The sequence below is a fragment of the Acerihabitans sp. TG2 genome (assembly GCF_035013185.1).
Lineage (GTDB): Bacteria > Pseudomonadota > Gammaproteobacteria > Enterobacterales > Enterobacteriaceae > Acerihabitans.
On the sequence record NZ_JAYGJO010000019.1, the window covers coordinates 82,885 to 104,977 of the forward strand.

18 protein-coding genes and 1 pseudogene are annotated in these 22,093 nt (G+C 50.2%); 4 read left to right on the forward strand and 15 right to left on the reverse strand.

Annotated elements, in window-relative coordinates:
- Positions 1-86 precede the first annotated feature (86 nt).
- The 14 genes from napF to fabZ form a co-directional block, all read right to left on the reverse strand.
- Positions 87-647: a ferredoxin-type protein NapF gene (gene napF, locus SJI19_RS16445; RefSeq protein ID WP_323479351.1), complete on the reverse strand. Its 561-nt coding sequence runs from the start codon at positions 645-647 to the stop codon at positions 87-89.
- A gap of 12 nt (positions 648-659) precedes the next feature.
- Positions 660-1,253 (reverse strand): molecular chaperone, encoded by a 594-nt coding sequence (locus tag SJI19_RS16450; RefSeq protein WP_323479352.1) that lies wholly within the window; start codon positions 1,251-1,253, stop codon positions 660-662.
- A 56-nt stretch (positions 1,254-1,309) separates the two neighbouring features.
- Positions 1,310-2,086, reverse strand: coding sequence for a dimethyl sulfoxide reductase anchor subunit family protein (locus tag SJI19_RS16455; RefSeq protein WP_323479353.1), 777 nt, complete (start codon positions 2,084-2,086; stop codon positions 1,310-1,312).
- Positions 2,079-2,705, reverse strand: a complete 627-nt coding sequence (locus SJI19_RS16460) for a DMSO/selenate family reductase complex B subunit (RefSeq protein ID WP_323479354.1) — start codon at positions 2,703-2,705, stop codon at positions 2,079-2,081. The genes SJI19_RS16455 and SJI19_RS16460 overlap by 8 nt, the downstream gene beginning before the upstream one ends.
- Positions 2,706-2,721: 16 nt before the next feature.
- A complete protein-coding gene (locus SJI19_RS16465) occupies positions 2,722-5,160 on the reverse strand; it encodes a DMSO/selenate family reductase complex A subunit (RefSeq protein ID WP_323479355.1) in 2,439 nt (812 codons plus the stop codon).
- 115 nt (positions 5,161-5,275) lie between these two features.
- Complete coding sequence (locus tag SJI19_RS16470) at positions 5,276-6,283, reverse strand: ABC transporter permease (protein ID WP_323479356.1); 1,008 nt, start codon at positions 6,281-6,283, stop codon at positions 5,276-5,278.
- The gene (locus SJI19_RS16475; RefSeq protein ID WP_323479370.1) at positions 6,280-7,308 is read right to left on the reverse strand and encodes an ABC transporter permease; all 1,029 of its coding nucleotides are present in this window, start codon (positions 7,306-7,308) and stop codon (positions 6,280-6,282) included. Before SJI19_RS16475 ends, SJI19_RS16470 begins: the two co-directional genes overlap by 4 nt.
- A complete protein-coding gene (locus tag SJI19_RS16480; protein ID WP_323479357.1) occupies positions 7,308-8,819 on the reverse strand; it encodes a sugar ABC transporter ATP-binding protein in 1,512 nt (503 codons plus the stop codon). The genes SJI19_RS16475 and SJI19_RS16480 overlap by 1 nt, the downstream gene beginning before the upstream one ends.
- A gap of 74 nt (positions 8,820-8,893) precedes the next feature.
- Positions 8,894-9,853 carry a rhamnose ABC transporter substrate-binding protein gene (rhaS, locus tag SJI19_RS16485; RefSeq protein WP_323479371.1) on the reverse strand — a complete coding sequence of 320 codons (960 nt, stop codon included), beginning with the start codon at positions 9,851-9,853 and terminating at the stop codon, positions 8,894-8,896.
- A 471-nt stretch (positions 9,854-10,324) separates the two neighbouring features.
- Positions 10,325-11,608: a TRAP transporter large permease gene (locus SJI19_RS16490; RefSeq protein ID WP_323479372.1), complete on the reverse strand. Its 1,284-nt coding sequence runs from the start codon at positions 11,606-11,608 to the stop codon at positions 10,325-10,327.
- Positions 11,609-11,629: 21 nt separating this feature from the next.
- Positions 11,630-12,178, reverse strand: coding sequence for a TRAP transporter small permease (locus SJI19_RS16495; RefSeq protein WP_323479358.1), 549 nt, complete (start codon positions 12,176-12,178; stop codon positions 11,630-11,632).
- Positions 12,179-12,217: 39 nt separating this feature from the next.
- Positions 12,218-13,195 (reverse strand): TRAP transporter substrate-binding protein, encoded by a 978-nt coding sequence (locus SJI19_RS16500; RefSeq protein WP_323479359.1) that lies wholly within the window; start codon positions 13,193-13,195, stop codon positions 12,218-12,220.
- A gap of 396 nt (positions 13,196-13,591) precedes the next feature.
- Entirely contained in the window at positions 13,592-13,882 is a 291-nt protein-coding gene (locus SJI19_RS16505) for a hypothetical protein (protein WP_323479360.1), read from the reverse strand.
- A 242-nt stretch (positions 13,883-14,124) separates the two neighbouring features.
- Positions 14,125-14,580 (reverse strand): 3-hydroxyacyl-ACP dehydratase FabZ, encoded by a 456-nt coding sequence (fabZ, locus tag SJI19_RS16510; RefSeq protein WP_323479361.1) that lies wholly within the window; start codon positions 14,578-14,580, stop codon positions 14,125-14,127.
- A gap of 1,136 nt (positions 14,581-15,716) precedes the next feature.
- Here fabZ and SJI19_RS16515 point away from each other — a divergent pair.
- Together SJI19_RS16515 and SJI19_RS16520 are read left to right on the forward strand one after the other, a co-directional pair.
- Positions 15,717-18,824, forward strand: a complete 3,108-nt coding sequence (locus SJI19_RS16515) for an autotransporter domain-containing protein (RefSeq protein ID WP_323479362.1) — start codon at positions 15,717-15,719, stop codon at positions 18,822-18,824.
- Between the two features lie 255 nt (positions 18,825-19,079).
- A pseudogene (locus SJI19_RS16520) lies at positions 19,080-19,349 on the forward strand (LysR substrate-binding domain-containing protein); the annotation flags it as partial.
- Between the two features lie 109 nt (positions 19,350-19,458).
- On the opposite strand, the gene SJI19_RS16525 reads toward SJI19_RS16520, so the two are convergent.
- Positions 19,459-19,935: a DUF4755 domain-containing protein gene (locus SJI19_RS16525; protein ID WP_323479373.1), complete on the reverse strand. Its 477-nt coding sequence runs from the start codon at positions 19,933-19,935 to the stop codon at positions 19,459-19,461.
- Positions 19,936-20,371: 436 nt separating this feature from the next.
- On the opposite strand from SJI19_RS16525, the gene SJI19_RS16530 reads away from it, so the two are divergent.
- Together SJI19_RS16530 and SJI19_RS16535 are read left to right on the forward strand one after the other, a co-directional pair.
- The gene (locus SJI19_RS16530; protein WP_323479363.1) at positions 20,372-20,926 is read left to right on the forward strand and encodes a membrane lipoprotein lipid attachment site-containing protein; all 555 of its coding nucleotides are present in this window, start codon (positions 20,372-20,374) and stop codon (positions 20,924-20,926) included.
- An 18-nt stretch (positions 20,927-20,944) separates the two neighbouring features.
- Positions 20,945-21,601, forward strand: coding sequence for a hypothetical protein (locus SJI19_RS16535; RefSeq protein ID WP_323479364.1), 657 nt, complete (start codon positions 20,945-20,947; stop codon positions 21,599-21,601).
- Positions 21,602-22,093 lie beyond the last annotated feature (492 nt).

Sequence of the window (22,093 nt, forward strand, 5' to 3'; positions counted from 1 at the left end):
CACCGGCATTCTATTCAAGGCGAATTCTCAAGGTTACGCTGATATCCCGTTAATCTCTCTATTCATTAATATCGACGGTGGGCTGATTATGTCCTGACCGGGGACGGTGATTCGAGACTAATAGCGCGATCTGCACACTGAATCAGGCATTCACCACAGCCGTTGCAGCGTTGCTCGTCAACCGACGGCAGGCCGTTTCCCTGGCCGATGGTCAGCGCCTGGGTAGGACAGACGGCGGCGCAAAGCCCGCAGCGGCTGCGCGGATTGATGCAGGCAGCGGCGTTAAGTACCGGGCGTAGCCCGGTATCGAATCGCGTCTGGGCAAGCAGGGCTTCGCCGGTGCAGACGTCGATACATGCGCCGCAGGCGGTACAGGCGGCATACTCGATGTTCAGGCGCGGATATCCGTCGTCATCGCGTACCAATACGCCGGGCTGACAACACTCGACGCAGCCTTGGCATTGATCGCAGCGGCTGAGAAATATATTTTCGGGTAATGCGCCCGGCGGGCGTGCCGGTCCTGGTGGATATGCCGCGATCGGAACCAGCGTCTTGCGCGACGCACTCAACAATCCACGCAATAATCCTCGCCGGCTTGCCTGCCGGTGTGTAAGATATTCATGATAAAACAGAGCCGATTTATCCATGTTATGCGGTTCTCAAAAATACAGACGCGGTGCGGTGGAATGTAAATCGTAGCGCTGGCGTAAGTCCTGCAGCCATATGTCTGCGATGCGGGCCAGTCGTGCATAAAAATCGCTTACCGTATTTGCCGCCAGTAGGGTTAAATAGCGACCGCTCCAGGGCAGCAAATGCTGCTCCAGCAACACCTTCGCCGCCCCGTTATTATCTTGTTCCAGCAGCCAGGCCAGGGCCAGAAGCATCAGTCCGAACTGATCCTCGGGTTCGTTATGCTGACCGCTGAAGGATAACCCCTGTTGCCGGAGGAATGTCCGGTAGCGCGCCAATGAATCGCCCATCAGCAGATTTTTTTGATCCAGATAAACCGATCCCCAGGGCGGCGCGCTCATTTCACCCTGGCCCTCGAACAGCACCGAAAACTGATAGTTGAAATCATCGGCCGCTGGCAAAACCCACTGAGCGCACAACACCGTCAGCGCGTGTTTATCGACCCATGGATACAGATCCGGCAACCGGCCGAGTTCGACGCCGACGTTGTCAATTTCCGGTGTCCCGGGGGAATAATAAAACAAAGCGCCCAGCAGGCGGGGTAATACGGCAACAGATGTCACGGCAATTCTCCATGGGGAAAAGGCGGCCCGGGGGACCCCCGACCGCCGGACAGCGCTTACATGGGGATGGCCCACAGATTATAAAAGGCGATGCGCCCAGCCAGTTCGCCGGCTATCACCACCAGGGCGCAGGCGGTGACCAGGCCGGGTAATGGGATGCGGCGCAAATTAATGATGCCGCCCACCACGCCGATCGACAGCAGGATCAACTGGGCGCTGAACCAGGCCAGTTGCGCCGTCGCCAGAGCGCTATCGGCACTCATTAACATGGCGATATAACCTGGGCGCAGGCACAGACTGATAAGCGTCGCCACCAGGCTGAGCCCGATGCCCAGGCGCCGGGCTCCAAGGGCGGCGGCCAGGGCGCCGCCGCCGATAAAGGCGGTCAACAGCATGATGGCGCTGGTGTAATTGCTCGCCCAGGTGGCAACGGTAGACAACTGATAGACCCGGGTAACGGCCGCGAGGAAACCCAGTCCGACCAGCGCCGCCAGCCAGGCTAGGCACAAAAATGCCGTTTGCGCTCCCCGATTAATCAACATCCCCAGAGCAGCGATGCCGCCGAGCGCGCAAAACATCCCGGCCAATACGATTTCGTTGCTCATGGGCGAGCGTCCAGCGCCGAACAGGGTATTGATTGCCCGCAGCGGCTGGCCGAGATGGAATGTACTTATCATCAGTGCCGCCACGAACAGACACATCGCGCCGAATAGCCCCGTTGCCAGCCTGCGCGCGTTGATATGTCGGCATAATCCCGCGATAAGCAGCACAATAAAGGCCCCAATGGCGCTTTGGGTAAAGACGGTGAAAAACACCAGAGGCAACTCATGCATTGGAGATCTCCTTGGGATTGAGCACCGCGCCTTCCTTATCGCCGGTTCGGCGGGCATTGGGATGCGGTTTGACGATCAGGTTGGGATACGTCAGTTGCGCGCACGGCAGCGGGGCAATTTCATTTTCCGTGCCATATTTGTCACGCAGTTCGTCAATGGGACCGAAATCCAGCGCGCGCTGCGGACAAGATTCCACGCAAATCGGCTTCAGATTTTGCTCTAGCCTGTCCAGGCAGCCATCGCATTTGCGCATGACCTTGGCTTGATGATCAAACTGCGGCGCACCGTAAGGGCAACGCATCTCGCAATAGCGGCAGCCAACGCAAAGTTCATCGTTGACCAGCACCAGGCCATCCTCTTCACGCTTATACATCGCGCCGGTAGGGCAGCCGGCGACGCAGGCGGGATTGTCGCAGTGATTACAGGCAATGGAAAGATAATAGGTAAAGGTATTATTTTGCCAGGCATTGCCCTCTTTGACCCAGGCACCGCCGCCATATTCATACACCCGGCGGAATTTGGGACCCACATCGAGATTTTTTTTATCCTTGCAGCTCACCTGACAGGTTTTACAGCCGGAGCAACGGGAGGAATCCACATAAAAGCCGTATTGTTTCATTGGTTAATATTCCTCATCAGACGCGCTGTATCTCTACCAGATTGGTATGTTGCGGATTGCCCTTGGCCAGCGGCGACGGGTTGTGGCTGGTCAGAGTATTAATACAGCCACCGATATCTACTCCTTGCGCGTTGCGTCGGTTCCAGGCCCCTTGCGGCATAGCCGTTACCCCGGGAAGAATGCGGTTGGTGACCTTGCAGCCAATTTCCAGGATGCCGCGGTCGTTAAAAATTCTGACCCGGTCACCGGATTGAATATTGCGCGCCTGGGCATCGATGGGGTTGATCCAAACTTCGTCAGGCACCGCCTCATGCAGTTGCGGCACATTATTGTATGTGGAGTGGGTATGTCCTTTGGTATGGAACCCCGTAAGTTGTAACGGAAACTTCGCCGTCATCGCTTTATTGAGATGAGATTCCGGGGCCGGGCAAAAATCCGGTATCGCTGAAATTCTTTCCCCCGGCGGCAAGATCCATAACGCGGCCAGTTTTGCCAGCGCTGCGGAGTAAATTTCAACTTTTCCCGATGGCGTGGCCAACGGATACGTCTGGGGATCCTGACGGAAATCCGCAAAGGCGATGCTTTGTTTTTCCGTGGCGATCTGTTGATCGACCACCCCCAGGTTTTTGGCTACGCTCCAATCAGGCAGGTAAGGCCGGTTGGCTTTGACTTGCTGATAGTTTTTTTCTATCCATTGGGACTGTGTCCGGCCCTCGGTAAAGCGGGTGCGCAGACCAAAATGGTCGGCGATATCGGCGCAGATATCATAGGTGCTGCGCACTTCCCACATAGGCGTAATGGTTTTTTGCATGGCGATCATATAATTGTACGAGCCGGAGGCATAGGAGTTATCCACTAAATCCTCCGCTTCCAGATAGCTGGTTTCCGGCAACAGGATATCGGCGAATTTGGCGCTGGCGGTCATATGGTTATCGATCACGACGATGGTTTCGCACAAGGTATCGTCTTCCAGGATTTTTCGGGTGCGGTTGATTTCGCCATGCTGGTTAATCAGGACATTGCCGGCCTGGTTCAAAATAAATTTGATGCCGACGTTCAGCTTATCGCCCCCTTGGACGCCCATTGTCGTGGCGGTCATTTTTTCCGGCGTGGCAATGGCGTCGGTCCACAAATAACAGGGGATCGACATTTTAACCGGATTTTTACCGGTGGGTAGCGACGGCACGCCGTACTCGGTGGCCTCAGGCCAATTGCCATTGTTGGTGCCGGGGCGGCCGAAGTGGCCGGTTAGCATGGGTAACATCTGGATGGCGCGCGAGGTTTGTTCGCCGTTGGCGTGGCGCTGCGGGCCCCAGCCCTGGCAAATATAACATGCCCGCGCACCGGCGATTTCACGCGCCAGCTGGCGGATGCGTATCGCCGGGATGCCGGTGATCTCCGCGGCCCATTCCGGCGTTTTAACTATCCGATCGTCGCCGTTTCCAAGGATATAGTCTTTATAACTGGCGTTGGCCGGGGCGGAAGCGGGCAGGGTGGTCGCGTCAAAACCCACGCAATAGCGATTCACCTGTGCTTCATCGATCAGACTTTCGGTTATCAGGGTATAAGCAAGGCCGGCCACCAGCGCTCCGTCGGTAGTGGGACGCAGGGGGAGCCATTCGGCGTGTTCGGTGATCACCGAGTCGGTATAACGGGGATCGACAATGACGACCTTTGCCTGGGACGCTTCAAGTGCCCGGCGCATTTCCTCAACCTGCCCGCCGCCGGACATCCGGGTTTCAGACAGATTGACGCCAAAAAACAGCACCATATCCGAGTGATGGATTTCGCTGAAATGACTGCCGACGTATTTTCCCTGGCTATATGGGGTCGCCGCCAGGATTTGCCCGTTGGAATAGGTGTTGTGATAATTAAGGTACCCGCCCGCCATATTCAGCAGTCGTTTCCAGGCCGGGGTACCCTGAGTCTGGTAATAAGCACCGGACTGATAATTATAGTAGACCGCTTCATTGCCGTATTTATCAATTACCCGTTTCAGCTCCGAAGCTACCAGGGCGGTAGCTTCCTCCCAGGTGATGCGCTTGAATTTGCCCTCGCCGCGCTTACCTACCCGTTTCATTGGGTATTTAAGACGATCGGGGCTATAGACGCGCCAGCGGTTGGCTCGGCCGCGCAGGCAAGGACGAATCTGGTGCTCGCCGAAGACGTTATCGTCTTTGCTGTCCTCTGGTTCAATCCGTACGATGCGATCGTCTTTGACGATCACTTTTAATGCGCAGCGGCTACCGCAGTTTACCAGGCAGGCGCTATGTCTAACCGTTTCGCCGGCGGTCATATCGCCACTGTTAACCTGGCCGGGCTGCTGCGCGCTGGCAGCGAAGGGGAGGGTAATCGAACTGGAGATGGCCACGGCGGCACTGATTTTTGCGGCGTCTTTCATGGCGTCGCGGCGGGTAATTTTTTGATGTAGTAGCTCGGTTAAGAAGTTTTTCATGCCCCAATGCTCGTATTATGATTTGTCATACAATACGATCATTACCCGTGTTCTCCCTTGATGACGATCAATCTCTATCGGGCAAAGCGATGCATGGGCGCCAGACCCACGGGTATTATCGTTTGCGCGCCATAAAACGCCGGGTCAGGATCGGCAGCGAGATCACCACTATCAGCATCAGTCCGACAATAATGGACATGACGATGCCCGGCACGTTCAGCAGGCTCAGGCCAAAGGTCACCAGTCCCATCAGGAAGGCGGCGATAATCACGCCGATCATGCTGCCCGACCCGCCCAGCACGCTCACCCCGCCCAGCACCACCATGGTGATCACGTTGAGTTCCCAGCCCAGGGCGAGAGTGGGTCGGGTGCTGCCCAAGCGGGACGTCAGCAGCACCGCCGCCAGGCCGGACAATAACCCCACCAGCACAAATAAAATAAGATTATGGCGTTTTACATTGATGCCGGAATAATAAGCCGCGACGGGATTATTGCCGATAGCAAAGGTCCGACGGCCAAAATTGGTTTTATGCAGCAAGCCGTAAAACAGCAGCGCCAGCAGGATAAATAACGCGAACTCAAACGACAGTGCGCCGAATACATAGCCTTGACCAAAATAGGCAAAGTTGGCCGGATAGTGGCTAATTGACCGATCGCCCAGCAATACGTAGGTGATGCCGCGAAATAAACTCATGGTGCCGATGGTGATAACGATGGAGGACAAATTTAAACGTGTCACCAGCAGGCCGTTAATGGCACCGCATAGCAGCCCGACCCCCAATCCAACGCAGACCAGCCAGGGAGTGGCCAGCCCGGCCTGGGCGCAAAAGCCCATGATGGTGGAGCTCAGCGCCATCGTTGACGCCACCGACAGATCGATTTCCCGGGCGATAATCAGCATCGCCATCGGCAGCACGATAATCGCTTTTTCGGTAAAATTAAATGTGGCATCCGACAGGTTCCAGATATTGAGGAAGTAGGGGGACGCGGCGGCGTTTATGGCGAATACCGCCATCGTCACTGCCAGCAAAAAACCTTCCCAACTGACAAAACGCCACCAAAAAGCGTTATGCTGCGGCGGCGCGGATTCGGGATGTGTGGGTGAGACAAGGGTCTTATTCATGATACCGGCCTCTTATTGCTATCGGGTCCAGGGGCGGCGGGCGGCGGCATCAGGACGGCGTTGCGCAGGATCAACCGCCCCTTACGTTTATTGGCCCGTTCATTCATGATCACGGCAATGACGATCACGGCGCCGGAAATCGCCATTTGCCAAAATGGCGATACGCCGATCACCGGTAGGGCGTTATTGATCACCCCCAAAAACAGTGCCCCCAGCAGGCAGCCCGGTACGGTACCGATGCCGCCCATGGTGCTGATGCCACCGATAACGCAGGCGGCGACGATTTGCAATTCGAAACCATTGGCCACATCCACATAGGCCACAGCAAACCGGGTGATCCACAAATAACCACAGAACCCGGCTAGCGTGCCGGATAAACAGAAACTGATAAACTGCATTTTGCCGGCATTAATGCCGGTGTAATAGGCAGCAGTGGCGTTGCCGCCGGCGGTGTATAACGCGCGCCCGGTACGGCTGTAACGCATAAAATAGCCCACTGCGATCAGCGCGGCTATTGCGCACCACCCCAACATAGGCAGATGCAGAAATCGGGTCCGCGGCAGGCTAAGGAACTGTGGGCTCATTTGGTGGGCGTTGACCCAGCCGCCGCCGGAGAGCAAAAAAATGATGCCACGGTAAATGCTCATGGTGCCAAGGGTGACGACAATCGACGGAATGCCCAGTCGCCAAACCAGCAGGCCATTAATGGCCCCCATCAGCAAACCGCCCGCCGTAGCGATGATCACCAGCAGCCAGACCGGCAGTTCCGGGTGATGAAAGTTTAATAACGCCACTATCATGCCGGTCAGCGCCAGGTTGGCTGCCATGGATAAATCGATGCCTTTGGTGAGTAGCACCATCATCTGCCCGAGGGCCAGAATAATCAGGATCGAGGTATCGTTGAACATGTCCAGGAGATTGCCTGGGGTGATAAATTCCGGCGACCGGCTGCCGACCCCCAGAATCATCAACAAGATAACCACGGCCAGGAACCCTTCGCGGTGTTTGAGTAGATTTTTCATGATTACGCCACATCCTCGCTGGCGCCGCTGGCGACGCTCACTATCATTTCCGCCGTCGCTTCCCCGGCCTTGAATTCCCCCACCAGCAAGCCTTCGTGCATCACTATAATCCGGTGCGCCATGCCCATGATTTCAGGCAGCTCCGAAGACACCATGATCACCGCCAGCCCTTGCGCTACCAGCTCCGCCATAAATTGATGCACCGCGGCTTTTGAACCGATATCAATGCCTTTGGTGGGTTCATCGAGAATAATGATTTGCGGCTGGGTCGCCAGCCATTTGCCGATCACCACTTTTTGTTGATTGCCGCCGGATAACGTCTCTACCGATTGTCGCCAGCTAAACGCTTTTACCTGCAGGCGTCTGGCGTATTCGTCGGCCAGTGCCCACTCTTTGTTTTCATTCAGAATGCCGTGCGGATTAAGTCGGCTCAGTTGCGGCAGGCTGATATTTTGATAGATAGGCAGCGCGATAATCGTCCCCTGCTGCTGGCGCTCTTCCGGCACATACACGATACCGGCGGCGATCGCCTCGGAGGGATTGGCGAAATGCCGCGCTTGCCCGCCGATCAAAATTTGCCCCCGACTGGGCGGGGTTACACCGAATAGGGCTTTCATTAATTCGGTGCGTCCGGCGCCGACCAGGCCATAGAAACCCAAAATTTCCCCTCTGCGCAGCGAAAAACTGATGGCGGAAAATTCAGTCGGATGGCTCAGCCCGACGACTTGCAGCACGGTTTCACCTGGCGTCTGGGCGGGTTTGGGGTAGGTCTGGCTGATTTCCCGCCCAACCATCATGGTGACCATTCTGGCCTCGGTTATATCGCTGATATGACCAGAGCCGATATAGCTGCCGTCGCGCAGTATGGTGTAATAGTCTGAAATGGCGAAAATCTCGTCAAACTTATGGGAGATAAACAGAATCGCTTTATTTTCCTGTTTTAACCGCGCAATGATTTGATAAAATTCGATTATTTCGTGCTGCGACAGCGCTGCGGTCGGTTCGTCGAGGATCACCACCTGGGCGTCGAACGACAGGGCGCGGGCGATGGCCACCATATGGCGCTGGGCAATGCTTAATTCTTTTAATACGGCGCGCGGGTCAATCTGCACGTCCAGTCGGGTCAGAATTTCTTCGGTTTTGCGCTGCATGGCCGGCCAATCCAGGCGGTTGAATAAACCGCGCTGCAGATAATGCCCGGCAAAGATATTTTCCGTCACCGACAGCTCGTCAAACAGCACGGTTTCCTGATGGATGGCCGTAATGCCGAGCTTATGGGCGGATTGCGGATTGACCAGTTTCACCGGGATATTTTTATATAGGATTTCCCCTTCATCCGGCTGGTAAATGCCGGTCATGACTTTGACCAGCGTTGATTTACCCGCGCCGTTTTCACCAATGAGTGCCGTCACTTTGCCGGGATAAAGATCAAGCCGGACGTGTTCGAGCGCATGCACCCCCGGAAAAATTTTGGTGATCCCCTGTAGTGATAATAACGGTATGGAATCGGTCATCGCGTTCTCCGCACTACCTTATTGCTGCCGTTAATCACCGGCTCTGCTATGGTGCGGCATAGCCGGTGAGCGCATTAGAATATTTTGGCGAATTGATCGATATTGCTGGCGTCGTAGATAAACGGTTTTGCCATGGCGCCATTGCCATCGGCGTCCAATTGCACGTTGCCCAGTTTCCCCATGCTGGCTTGGGTGGCGGTGGTTTTGCCTTTCACCAAATCATAAGCGATATAGGTCGCCGCATAACCGAGATCGATAGGGTTCCAAATGGCGAAACTTTTGGTGGCGCCGGATTTAACTGCGCCGGCCATTTCCGACGGTAGGCCCAGTCCGGTCACGTAAACCTGGCCGATTTTGCCCTGATCCTTCACCGCTTGCGCCGCAGCGACGATGCCGACGGAAGACGGGGAAATGATCACCTTCAAATTGGGGTAGGTCTTGAGCAAGCCGATGGTTTCGCGATAGCTTTTATCCGACAGGTCATCTCCATAGGCCACCGCAACCAGGTTTACCGCAGGATATTGCGGCAATACCTTTTTCATTTCCGCAATCCACAGATTCTGGTTCGTGGAGGTGGGTGTGGCGCTTAATATGGCCGTATCCCCTTTTTGCAGACCCAGGGCTTTGATGGCGTCGGCTGCCAGTTGGACATTCATCTGGCCAATCAGGTCGTTACTGGATGGATTAAGATGGATCTGGCGCCCCTCCTTGGCCACGCCGGAATCCCAGGAAACCACTTTTATCCCGCGCTGCATGGCTTTTTTCAGCACCGGTACCAGAGCGTCCGGATCGTTTGCCGACACCGCAATGGCATCCACCCCTTGCGCAATCAGTCCGTTGAGCACTTCTATCTGCGCTTCCGCCGTGGTGGTGGTAGGCCCGGTATAAATGACTTTAACATCGCCCAACTCCTTGGCGGCCCGCTGTGCCCCGACGTTTGCTGCCTCGAAAAAACCATTGCCCAGTGATTTCGCCACTAGCGCGATTTTGATTTCGGCCGAAGCCTGTCCCGCTAGTGCGAAGCAGGATGCCATAAGGGCACAACTGAGTATTTTTTTAAAGGTCATGGTGTTTACTCCAGCTGATGATCATCACCCCAGCTACAGGGAATTATCATGACTCTAGATCCTGGCAGTAAACGCCGCCTTTGCGCTATTGCCACTGGTGGCCAAATCGTGGCAGTAAGACGAAGGTCCGGATGCGCAGTATCACAAATCCATAACATTCTTTTAAAGGGGCTTTGTCCGCGCGGTAAGCACAAAATTTATCGCGGCAAGCCGCTTATGCTAGGATAGTTTTCGCCTCGATTTTTCATCAGGGGGAGTGGGACATTTATGATGGCCAGACCACGGCAAAATCAGAACGGTCATCCTGCCAAAACCACCTAAATGTCCACATTTAGAGCATCATGACAGGACGAAAATAATGGTCTTCCCCTCAGTATCGTAGCGTCAACGTTAACGCCCCGGAAGCCTTGCCAAAGGGATGAGTTCGCCATTCCTTGATTAATGGAAGTGAGAAGGCAACCAAAGTGATAGAAATGGCAAATACGTAATCATCAATAGCACGATTAATAGTACAAAATAGAACGGTATCATGGCTTTCACCACCTGTTCTATTTTCAATCCACTGACAGCACTCGCGACAAACAAGACCGACCCTACAGGAGGTGTAATCAAGCCAATGCCAAGATTAGTCATCATGATAATCCCAAAATGGATGGGGTTGATACCAAGTTGAATGACCACAGGTAATAGAATCGGTGTGAGGATCAGGATTAATGGTGCCATATCCATCAGGAGTCCGAGCAACAATAGCATGACATTGATGATCGACAAGATGACATATTTGTTATTTGAAAGCGAAATCAACGCACTGGATATCTGCTGTGGTAGACCCACTAGTGTCATCACTGAACCAAATGCCGCAGCAAAGGCAATCAGTACCATCACCATGGTTACGGTCTTAATTGTGCGGTGAATCAGTTTAGGTAAATCACTAAATTTGTATTCCCGGTAGATAAAAAACGTGACAAAAAGTGCCCAAATACAGGCAATGGCGCCAGATTCAGTGGGTGTGAAGAAACCAGAAAGTATCCCTCCGGAAATAATCACTATAGTGATTAACCCCCAGAAAGCATCAAGTGCTATCTTGATTTTACGTTTGAACTCTATTTTGTCTTGTTTCGGGTAGTTATTTCTTCTAGCTGAAATCAGACACATGACGATCAATGAGCCACAAAGAACCAGCGTAGGAACAATTCCTGCCAGAAACATTCCAGGGATCGTTACCGCTGCAGTATTCGCGACAATTGCAAATAATACTGAATTATGGCTAGGCGGAACTAAAATAGCTTGTACTGATGCGCTTGCAGTAAGTACAGCACTAAATGTACGCGGATAACCTTTGCGTTCCATTTCAGGAATCAACACTGAACCAATGGAGGCGGTATCTGCAACAGATGAGCCTGAAATTGCACCGAATAACGTTGAGGCTAGAATATTCACTAGTGCAAGTCCACCGCGGATCCAACCGACAAATAGCCCAGCAAAATCTACAAGCCGCCGTGCCATTCCTCCTTCGGCCATAATGGCACCCGCAAATACAAAAAATGGGATTGTAAGAAGGTTTACATTATCGGTACTGTGAAAAATGGTAATAATCAATCCATCAAGGGAATAACCAGCAATTGCTGTCACTATAACTGCCGTAAGACCCACAGCGTAAGCCACGGGCATGCCAACAGCCATTAGAACGACAAATGTCACCATGAAAATTACTAACGTCATATCCACGCTGTTTATTCCTTTTTAATGGCCGATGGTTGTTGAACCAAACTGGACTAATTCTCTGTCTGCTTGTGAGCCATAGAGAATTCTTTCTAACACAAACAAAAGCGTGAAAAAAGAGCCTATCGGTATAGGGATATGGGTCATGCCTGACGTCAGGAAGGGTAATGAAGGAACGATGTCATACCAAGCATCCATACATCCTAGAACGCCCCAGCGAATAATAAACACACAGATGATGAGCATTGCGATATTAACAAACAGATCAATACCTTTTTTAATGGTTGCCGGTACTCTGTCTGCCAACATGGTAATGGCAATATGCCCACCAGCACGGTAGGCCGCTGCTGCACCCACGAATGAGAAAGTAATCATACAAATTAGTGATAATGGTTCAGGCCAACTGGTTGAACCATAGGGTAAAAAACTTAACCATTTTGGAAAGTCTGGACGAAAACGTGCATAGATTCCAACAAGATAAATAAAGGTCATAAATAACAAGCTAATACCAGAAAGCCATATACAAAGACGGTAGACACAATCCATTGCAAGGATATAAATAGTCTTCATTAGTCACCTCTGAAAAAATCTTATTGGAATCGTATGTTATTATTTGGTGTCTTGAATTTCCTTGACCAGGGCACTATATTGTTTACCGTATTTTTCGCGTACTGGTGCAGTAGCATCGACAAAAGGTTTTTTATCTACCTTGATAAATTCTACACCTTCAGATTTCAGCTTTTTCGTTGATTTTGCATCATACTCAGTCCATAACACGCGCTCTTCAGCTTGTGCTTCTTTAGCCAGCTTCATTATTAGTTGTTGATCTGATGGTGACAATTTAATCCATTTTTTCTTTGAAAATGCCAGCACTTCAGGGATCATAAAATGTTCAGTCATATCATAATACTTCGTCCCTGCGACAACGTAGTTTTCTGAGTCAAATGTTGGCACGTTGTTTTCGGCGGCATCGATAACACCGGTTTGTAGACTAGCAAAAACATCTCCAGTAGCTAATACCACAGGGTTCGCACCCATAGCTTTAAATGCATCAAGACCAATTGGGTTATTTTGCAGTCTAATTTTTACACCGCGTAGATCCGCCAGATCTTTCACCGGTTTTTTGGTTATCAAGCTACGGGAACCCGCATCCATCCAACCTAAGAATTCTAACCCCAGATTGCTATTGGTAATTTTCTCACTAAGATCCTGGCCAATCTTGCCATCCAACACATGGTGTAAATGCTCAGTATCGCGGAAGATAAAGGGCAGATTAAATACACCCACTTGAGGCAGAATGCCACCGACAGGGCCCATAGATACACGAACAATATCGATTGCGCCAACACGCGTTTTTTCTAGGGTAGTATTTTCATCCCCCATTTGGCTGCTTGGGAACATCTTTATGGATAGGCGACCTTCAGTTTGTGCACTTAATTTGTCACCCATATGGATGACGGCTTCGGTTGTCGGGTAATCAGCAGGATGAACATCTGAAGCAATAAATACAGTTTTGGCCATTGCTGTTGTCGAGCCCAGCATCAAGGATAACGCCAAACTACTTAACACTACTTTTTTATTAAACATATCAACCCCATTTTTATGGACGATAACTTTAATAGAGCTTAAATTAATTTTTATGGATATTTTAAGTCATCCGCTTCCGGATATTAATAATATTGATTAAATGGAAAAAGTAAAAAGTGCTGCGGATCACAACTTTAAAAGTTGTATGATATCTTTTTTTTACGAAAACATTGCTGACATTGTTGGCTGCGAAATGAGCTGAGCAGTATTCCAGATGTCTAGGTTATCTTGATTTACCCGATAGCACTCACTTTGGCTTTGCTGTGTCAGGGTAGCGTTTTTGAGGGGACAGTATAGTGGAAAGCAAAAAGCCCACTTCAGTTCCCTGATGGGCTTTTCTAACATCATGACTCCTCTTGATAAAAACGTCTGTTTCCCTGCCGCTAACCCTCGATTTTAGCCCGGGTACAGAACCCCATGCGCGCCACGGCCGATCAAACTCTGCCTGGTTAGCCGCCGGCGTCGGGAAAGGGTCTCGGGTAGTTGCTGATGCAATCGACAGTTCAGATAATCATCCGGGCTGAACGGGGGGAGATTTTTCAGTGAAGCGCGATGTAACCTGGCAGCATCCAGGACTGTGCTGATATGCAGGTCTGCCAGTACGGAAATAATTATATCCGGATGAACGGCATCGAGGTTGTATACCTGCAAAGCAATCCTGGGGAAATCCTTCAGATTGACGCTCACTATGCTTTAGCCTTAACCACTATTGCAGCTGTGACGACATGTTGGTCATTTCATCAGACAGACCAATGATACCAGTAATGACAAACACTCACGCGAGACGGGAAAACACGCGCTCTCAAATCAATAACCCCGAGTGTAAATTGATCATCAAGGGCATGTCCGACTTCGTCAGCAGAATTACACATTTGCGGATGCAGTTCACATTGGGCGAGGGTTTACGGCGGATCTCGCTAAGTGGAAAATTATGCTCGAACACACATGAATGTCGCGGTACAAACCCTTTTATCCAACACAGTTGCCACACCGGCCAGTTGTATTATTCTCCCTCTTTTACGAATGAATGAAACATCAAGATATAACTGATCGCCGGGATAAACAGCATGATAAAAGCGGGCTCTATTAATGGCAGCAAAATAGTATACTTCATCAGAATGCGTTTCGCCTAAGATATGCTGTGCGAGGAAAATCGTCGCCTGTGCCATAGATTCAATAATCAGGACCGCGGGGAATACAGTCGATAAATTGGAACCGGCGGGTATAACAGAGTCATTATTGGTAACATTTTTAATCGCTTTAACGTGCATGCCGTTAACATCATTGCGCATTGAAATAATGCGGTCAATCATTAAGAAAGGATAACGGTGAGGAAGGCGTGATATGATTTTATTGATATCTACGGGCTGTGTATTTTGTAACATTGTGTGCTCCACTAAATCGGTTTATTCGGGCCCGTATATAATTTTCATTATGCGTGAAATTTTAGAATTATTTCAGAGTGTATCCCCATCATTGTGAAAACACAAATGCTCATTAACACTAAACTATGTCAAGGTAATTCATGTTTAATTGATAAACAATGCGCTTAATTTACCACACTTGTTTTTTTAGTTGAGTCTAATCTTAACGCATAATTTTAATGAATTTAGAAAAGAATACAGAAAAGGATTTTTTGTTGCGGTTATTCATTGTGCATTATATCCTTGCAATGGATTCATGTTTTATCTCCATGAATTTAAAATTTAATACGGCATCATAAGTGTTGGCGTGAAAGACCATAAAATAGTGGTTAATGAGTATATGATTTTTATAACTTTGATATCATATAACATCAATAAGAAATAATATAAAGCAGTTGAGTAAGGTTATTTGATATGTGACGTTTTGTTGTATTTTTTATTAAAGTCTTTTACTGGAATTAACATGAATGAAAGTGTTGTTATTTTAAATAAAAAACATCAAAGAATGAATTGTGTAATAAATCACTTGTTGTTATTTATTCATTAACTTGCTTGAATCTGGTTGCTCATCCAAATAGCTTAGTATCATGGCGCTACACTTGCTTTTGTCGTTCGAGTGGCAGGCACCATATGATGCAGATCTATTTGCCGGGTGCGCGACGCCACTTCGAGCAAACTATGCTCAGTCGTTCCTTCATGGGGTGCGCCCAAATCATATTTTGCGAACCGGACAAAATGAATTCAAAACGATGACATTTACTCGCTAAGCCAACTGCGGCGCCGTAGGCTGTGATATGCAAAATAGACCTCGGACTCCAGTTGATCTGAAACCAAGCCAGTCATCAACGTTAGAGCACCACTGAACATAAATCATCCATTTGTAAGGCTGACGCCTATAACGATTTTTTCATCTTCATCTTGCAAGCACATGGCTACTAGCGGGGACGAGGGTCGGAGCTGAATAACACCGGTGCCAGCGTATAGCAATCAAATGGGTAAAAAGTAATCAAATCGTAATTAAAATTACTTATTATTTACTCATTCTTTACGCATCTTTACGAATTACCCACGTTTTATGCTTAAAGGATGAAGTAACAATGAACATGCCACTATGTATGCGTCCCGCCGCGTTTGTTGTCGTCGCGGTTGCCTTGGCCGCCGTTCCGGCACATGGCGCAAGCCGTGCTGGTGATAATGCGATTAACGGGGTCGATCTCCTCTCGGGTTTCAGTAAACTGTGGATCACCGGCGCGACCTGGAATACCGGCGCGCCGACGGCGCTGGGCGCGCCGCTGTTGGCCTATAATATTCAATATGTCATCGATCGCGCCCGCACCCGCACCGAACAGCAGGAAATCGCGGCCTATTATGACGACCGGCGTAACCAGAGCTATAGTGTTATCAGCGGGCTGGGTTCTCTGACCAACGGTTACCTGGCCGGTTCCGGCGCCTTTACTACTATCCCTGTCTTTGATGACACCACCAAAACCGTGCAATACAACGATGCAGGCAATGGCGCGGGAAATAGCGATTCGGCGTTGGGCAACGTGGTGCGACTGGTCTCGGCACTGCGTAACGACGCCTCCACCACGCCGGCCAAAAACCATTATCTGTATCCCCGGCCTTGGCGACAGACGGACGAAGACATTGTCGCTGACTCCCTGAAACCCGAACGCAGCACCACACCGGCATCGGATTCGGGTTTCCCCAGCGGCCACACAAATGCTGCCTATCTTTCGTCGATTGCGCTGGCCTATGCCATTCCCGAGCGTTTCGACAGCCTGCTGCTGCGGGCCTCTCAATTAGGCGACAACCGTATTGAAGCCGGCATGCATTCGCCGCTGGATGTGATAGGTGGACGCATTACCGCAACCTATTTCGCGATCGATAACCTCAGTAATCCAGATAACACCCAGGTGAAAGCCGATTCCCGAGCGCAGGCGCTGGCGTATTTCACCAGCCAATGCGGCGGCGATATCAATAACTGCGCAGAGCAGATTGATCCCGCCACCGATCGTTTTTCCGCCCACGCCCAGGATAAAACGACCTATACCGACCGCATGACCTACGGTTTTACGCCTATCGGCCCCACCGACCTGGCACCGGTGGTACCCTTAAATGCCGAAGTACTGCTGGAAACACGTTTCCCTTATCTGGGGGCCGCCCAGCGCCGCGAGATATTGGCCAGTACCGAGATCTCCTCAGGCTATGCCGTAATTGATGAAAGCGGTGGCTACGGCCGGCTTAACCTGTTCGCCGCCGGCGACGGCTATGGGGCGTTTAATAATACCGTAACCGTTGATATGCGTACTGAGCTGGGCGGATTTAACGCCAGGGATGCCTGGCGTAACGACATCAGCGGCAGCGGCGGGCTGGTAAAACAAGGCACCGGCGAGTTGATACTCAGCGGCGACAACACCTATACCGGCGGCACGGCCGTCGAAGGCGGTACCTTAACCGGCTACGCTCTGGCTTTTGGCAGTGGCACCATCACCATCGGCACAAACGGGACCTTAAAGCTCGACCAATCGGTCGACAACAGCATGGATAATATCCTGGCCGGGCAGGGCACGCTGATCAAGACGGGTGCTGGTTCGCTGAATCTCACCGCGAACAGCGGCTTTGCAGGCATTACACAGGTACGGCAGGGGCGGCTTGCGGTTAACGGCAGCCTGGCCAGGTCCGCTGTAACGGTCAATTCGGGTGCCACACTGGGTGGCAACGGCACGGTCGGCAGCACGCATATCGAGAACGGCGGCATCCTGGCGCCCGGTAATTCGGTCGGGCTGCTTACCGTTAATGGCGATCTGAACCTGGATGCGGGGGCGATTTATCAGGTTCAGTTCACGCCGGCGGGCGCTGCGGACCGCGTCAACGTGGCGGGGGTGGCGAATATCAACGGCGCTCAGCTCAGTCTTGACATGAGCCAGTTGCTGGATCCGCTGGTGCCATTACAGATCTTAAGCGCCACGGGTGGGATAAACGGTGCTTTCGCCAGCCCTACGCTTAATTCCATCTTTCTGAATCCTGTGGTGCAATACGGCGCACAAAACGTTACGCTGAATCTGGTGCGCAACAACACCGCGTTCGACGATGTGGTGACCAATCCGAATCAGCGCGCCACTGCTCAGGGGATAGAAAGCCTGGGGGCCGGCAACAGCTTGTGGAATCAGATTGCGTTATCCGACACCGTTGGCGCCAGGGACATGTTCACCTCCCTGACGGATGAGATTCATGCCTCGACCAAAAGCGCGCTGATCCAGCTCGATCAGACCGTGACCAACACCATGCGCGATCGTCTCTGGTCGGCGCAGATGCATGCTACAAGCCATGACCAGCGAGCCCCTGTGGCACAGGATCGGCTACAGGCCGATATGGGACAAGACAGTACGGTGTGGCTACAGGCGCTGGACGGTTCGGGTTATCTCGACAGCACGGCAACGACAGGGCGTTTGAATACCGATGCCCATACTGTGCTGGTTGGCGTCGATATGCCGGTAAATAGCGTCTGGCGGCTGGGTGGCCTGGTCGGCGGCGGCAGAAGTTCAGCCAATATCGATGGTCGCAGCGGTTCCTCTGACAGTAATAATATCCATGTTGGGTTATACAGCGATGCCCAGTGGGGCGCGCTCAGCCTGAAAACCGGCGCGGCGTACGGCCGGCATGATATTGATGCCAGTCGTACGGTCAACTACACCGGTGTGTCGGAACATCTTGACTCTGACTACCGTGCCGCCAGCATGCAGGCTTTCGCCGAACTGGGCTACGATATCGGTGCCGGTTCGACCTTTGTGCAGCCCTTTGTTGGCGTGGATCACACCCACTTGCGCACCGGTGGATTCAGCGAAAGCGGCAGCGCCGCCGCACTCAACGCTCGGCGGCAGAATAACGACGTCAGCTTCAGTACGATCGGGGTGCATCTTGCGTCGTCTTTCCCGTTGGGAGCGGTGCAGATTTTGCCCTATGCCACTCTCGGCTGGCGCAATGCGCTGGGCAATACCGATATCGACAGTCGTGAAGCCTTTACCCACGGCGATGATTTTACGCTCACAGGCGCGCCGTTGGCCCGTCATGCGGCAATTCTGAGCGGTGGTGCTGAAGTGGCGATCGGCAAAAGCGTCAGCGTCGGGATAAACTATGCCGCGCAAATCGCCAACAACGCAACGGATCACAGTGTAAAAGCCGTTTTGACCGTCCATTTCTGACCCTGGCGGGGTCAGGATGGCGATGCTGCGCTCGATGGGGCGTGACGCTTACGTTTGACCTGCAATCCAACTATCGGTGAAGGCAAAGCCGAGCGCATTACCGAATACATGGTGCAGCCTCGGCTTTCATGGTGTGGCTCATATGCTTACTGCGACCAGTATACGATACTCTTATGCGAGAAATGGCGGATGAAAAAGTGATTGTAGACAAACACGATCTCTATTCCGCCCACAGCATTCGTTGGCCTGAACTGGGTGCCGGTGAATATCGTTATGGCTGTCAATAATGGTGAAGCTTTGCGAAGCGCAGCGTTAAACGGGCTGGGAATGTTAATGCAGCCAGAGGTTCTTCTGGCAGAAGATTTGAGCCAGGGTCGGCTAATACCGTTGCTGCCTGAGTATCAACCGCTGGCGAGGCCGGTGCATATTCTGACTTTTGTTGACCGCCAGCAGTTGCCAAAGATTCGTTTGTACGTCGAATTTTTTCTGCAGCATTTTAGGGGAACGCTCTGCCTGCCGGGTTAACCTAGGAATGCCGCCGAATCGGTAACTTTCAGGGATTTGTTGCCATAAGTGGTGCAAGCTGTAAGAGGCAAGATCACCATCTTGTGCCTGAAATTAAATCATCATATGTCTATAAAACATATTTCTGAAAGACTAATACCCAACGTTCACAAAGTCCCTGATTACCCGCAGGTTCTTTATTCACAATAGGTATGTTTATTTTCCATGAAGGATAATGGATGTCATCGGTTAAGATAGTTATCCCTGAACGCTGATTAGCTAAAAATTTTTCTTTTCCATTAACAATGGCAGCATTATTCATACCGCGCAAAGTGCCATTGCCATAATATTTCCCTGCTTCGGATAACGTGTAGTTAATTTCCCTGATGTTGTTATAAGAATAAACTTTATCTTTTTCTGCATTGAATAGCCGAATAGTGCGCTGTTTGGTATCAATGGAAATACCTGTTTTCTGACATTCATACGATAAAGTATCGCCGTCTAATACTTGTGTAATTGTATTGTAGTACTTCTTTTTTTGTATATCAAAGGTGGTCATGACAATAATAAAGGCCACCACTAAAAATATGATAAGAAAAGCTTCCACTTTGCCTGTCTCCATGCCAATGACCTAATTGCGTTTAATTTTTACTAAAGAAGCTTCTGGATTGGTTGTTTCTCTTACCGACGCTTCTGTTCTTGCGGAAAAAGCATACCACGCCGAAAACTGATCTCAAACAAAATGATCGCTATAATAGATATATAATTATATATTGATAGTGTGTAACGATTAATAATGCTTTATTGATCTATTTTGTTAATTATTTTCATCGTTCTAAATTGATTTTATGATAGTTAAAAACTATCATAGTTTTGTTTTTGATTGGTACAAACGATATGACGAGCGGTAAAATTAACTGAATTATATCAATTGGTTAAGGATGTATATTGTTGGCCAATGCCTATTAGAACTTTTTGCATCTTTTATTGGCATAGGAGAACTACCTCAAAACAGCAGGATTCATCATCATAAAGGACAGGGAATGAAGAAGATTTTACTCGTGGCTGGCACGGTACTGGCTCTAACGGGATGTGGTGATAAAGGCAATTTTGAAAAGGCTATCAACGCGAAAATATCGCAATCCAATGTATGCTTCTCACTTCAAAACAACGATATCGCATTCAACAAAGGTTTTCCCATTCGGGTTAACCGTGGTTACCGTTCTGCCGGATACAGTTCCAGTGATGAAATTTTGAAGGGGCTTGCTAATCAGGGCCTGCTCAATGTTTCACAGCAACCTAACGGTTTTAACAGCGTCGATGTTCTGGAGGTTACGGATAAAGGTCAAGATGTCGAATTTTGGGACAGAAAAATCGGTGCTTGTGTTGGTCATCGCGTTGTTGCAGAAATCAAAAACTGGACTGAACCGAGCGAGGGCGCTGGCGTTAAAATGACACAGGTGACTTATACATGGAAACTGGACGGTGTTCCGGGTTGGGTTGATAAAAAAGCTTTTGCTGGCGTTAAGGGGATGGCAGAGCCAGAAGAAACCCGAATCGTGCTCGTTAAAACCAATAATGGCTGGCAGGCGCGTTAATTTTAGGGGAAAACTTCTATGAACTATATATATTGGGCGATTTTCATTGGTTCACTGATAAACATACCAGCAATTGCCCCGGTACTTTTTCTCAAGAAGACACAAAAGCAGGTGAAGGTATCGATGGCTTTCAGGCTCTATCTGCTTTCTGTTTTCTTGGTTCTGTCGTTGATGACACTATCGCAAAACATGACGCAAAAATACGGACTGTTCCCTGTATGGCTGGTCTTTGCTGCTTTTGGGTTGTTTGTGGTAATGCTGATACCTACGATAAAATTTGTACGTAAGCATTTATCCATTGGGAAAAGTAGGGCTGTGATTCTGTCATCGTTCCTGATTGTCTACGCCGTAAGATTTCATGGCGTGTTTTCATTTGGGAACAGTGATGGATACATGCTTAATGGATACAACGCGACATGGACAATTTTCTTCTTGTTTGCCTGCCTGATGGTTTATATTTGCTGTGCTGGGGATAAGACTTACTATGGTTCTTCTGTGTCATCATCAAGCACACAACCAGATTATTACAAGCCATCAAAGGAATATGAAACACAAACTCAAATTGATTATGATATTGCTGTGAAGGGGGCTAGTGTTCTACTTGATCCAAACCTCAATATTGTTGAGCAGCAGCGTTATCGAGATTCGCTAAATAAAAATGACGACTCGAATTAGTTAGGGATAAAATAAAACCCTGCTTGGTTTTATTTATTTCTAATACTAGATGTACATATTAGGGAGGTGAAACATTCACCTCCCCAAAATTAAATTATTTGGTAATCCCCTGAAAAGCAATGCTGTGGATTCAGACGGTCACTGCAACATAGCGTCCAGCGTTTCGGTCGGTGTTTTGAATCCCAACATTTTTCCTGGCTGGGCGTAACGGACAAAGATACTGGACTGCTTTGCTGGCGCTAACCCTCGATATCCTGGATTAGAGACTACAGTTTGGATCTGCTCGTAAATATTTTTCCCGCTAACCTATCGCATCAAAATCATATTGGGATTCGCGCAGGCGCAGGCGCATGAAAAGCAAAAAGCCCGCTTCAGTTCCCTGCAGCGGGCTTTTTTAAAATCTTGACTCCTTTAACTGGGATCGTCTTTGCCAATAACTGGCTAATAAATAAGCTAAAGGAGAATGCTACTCCTGTCAATACCCCCAGAATG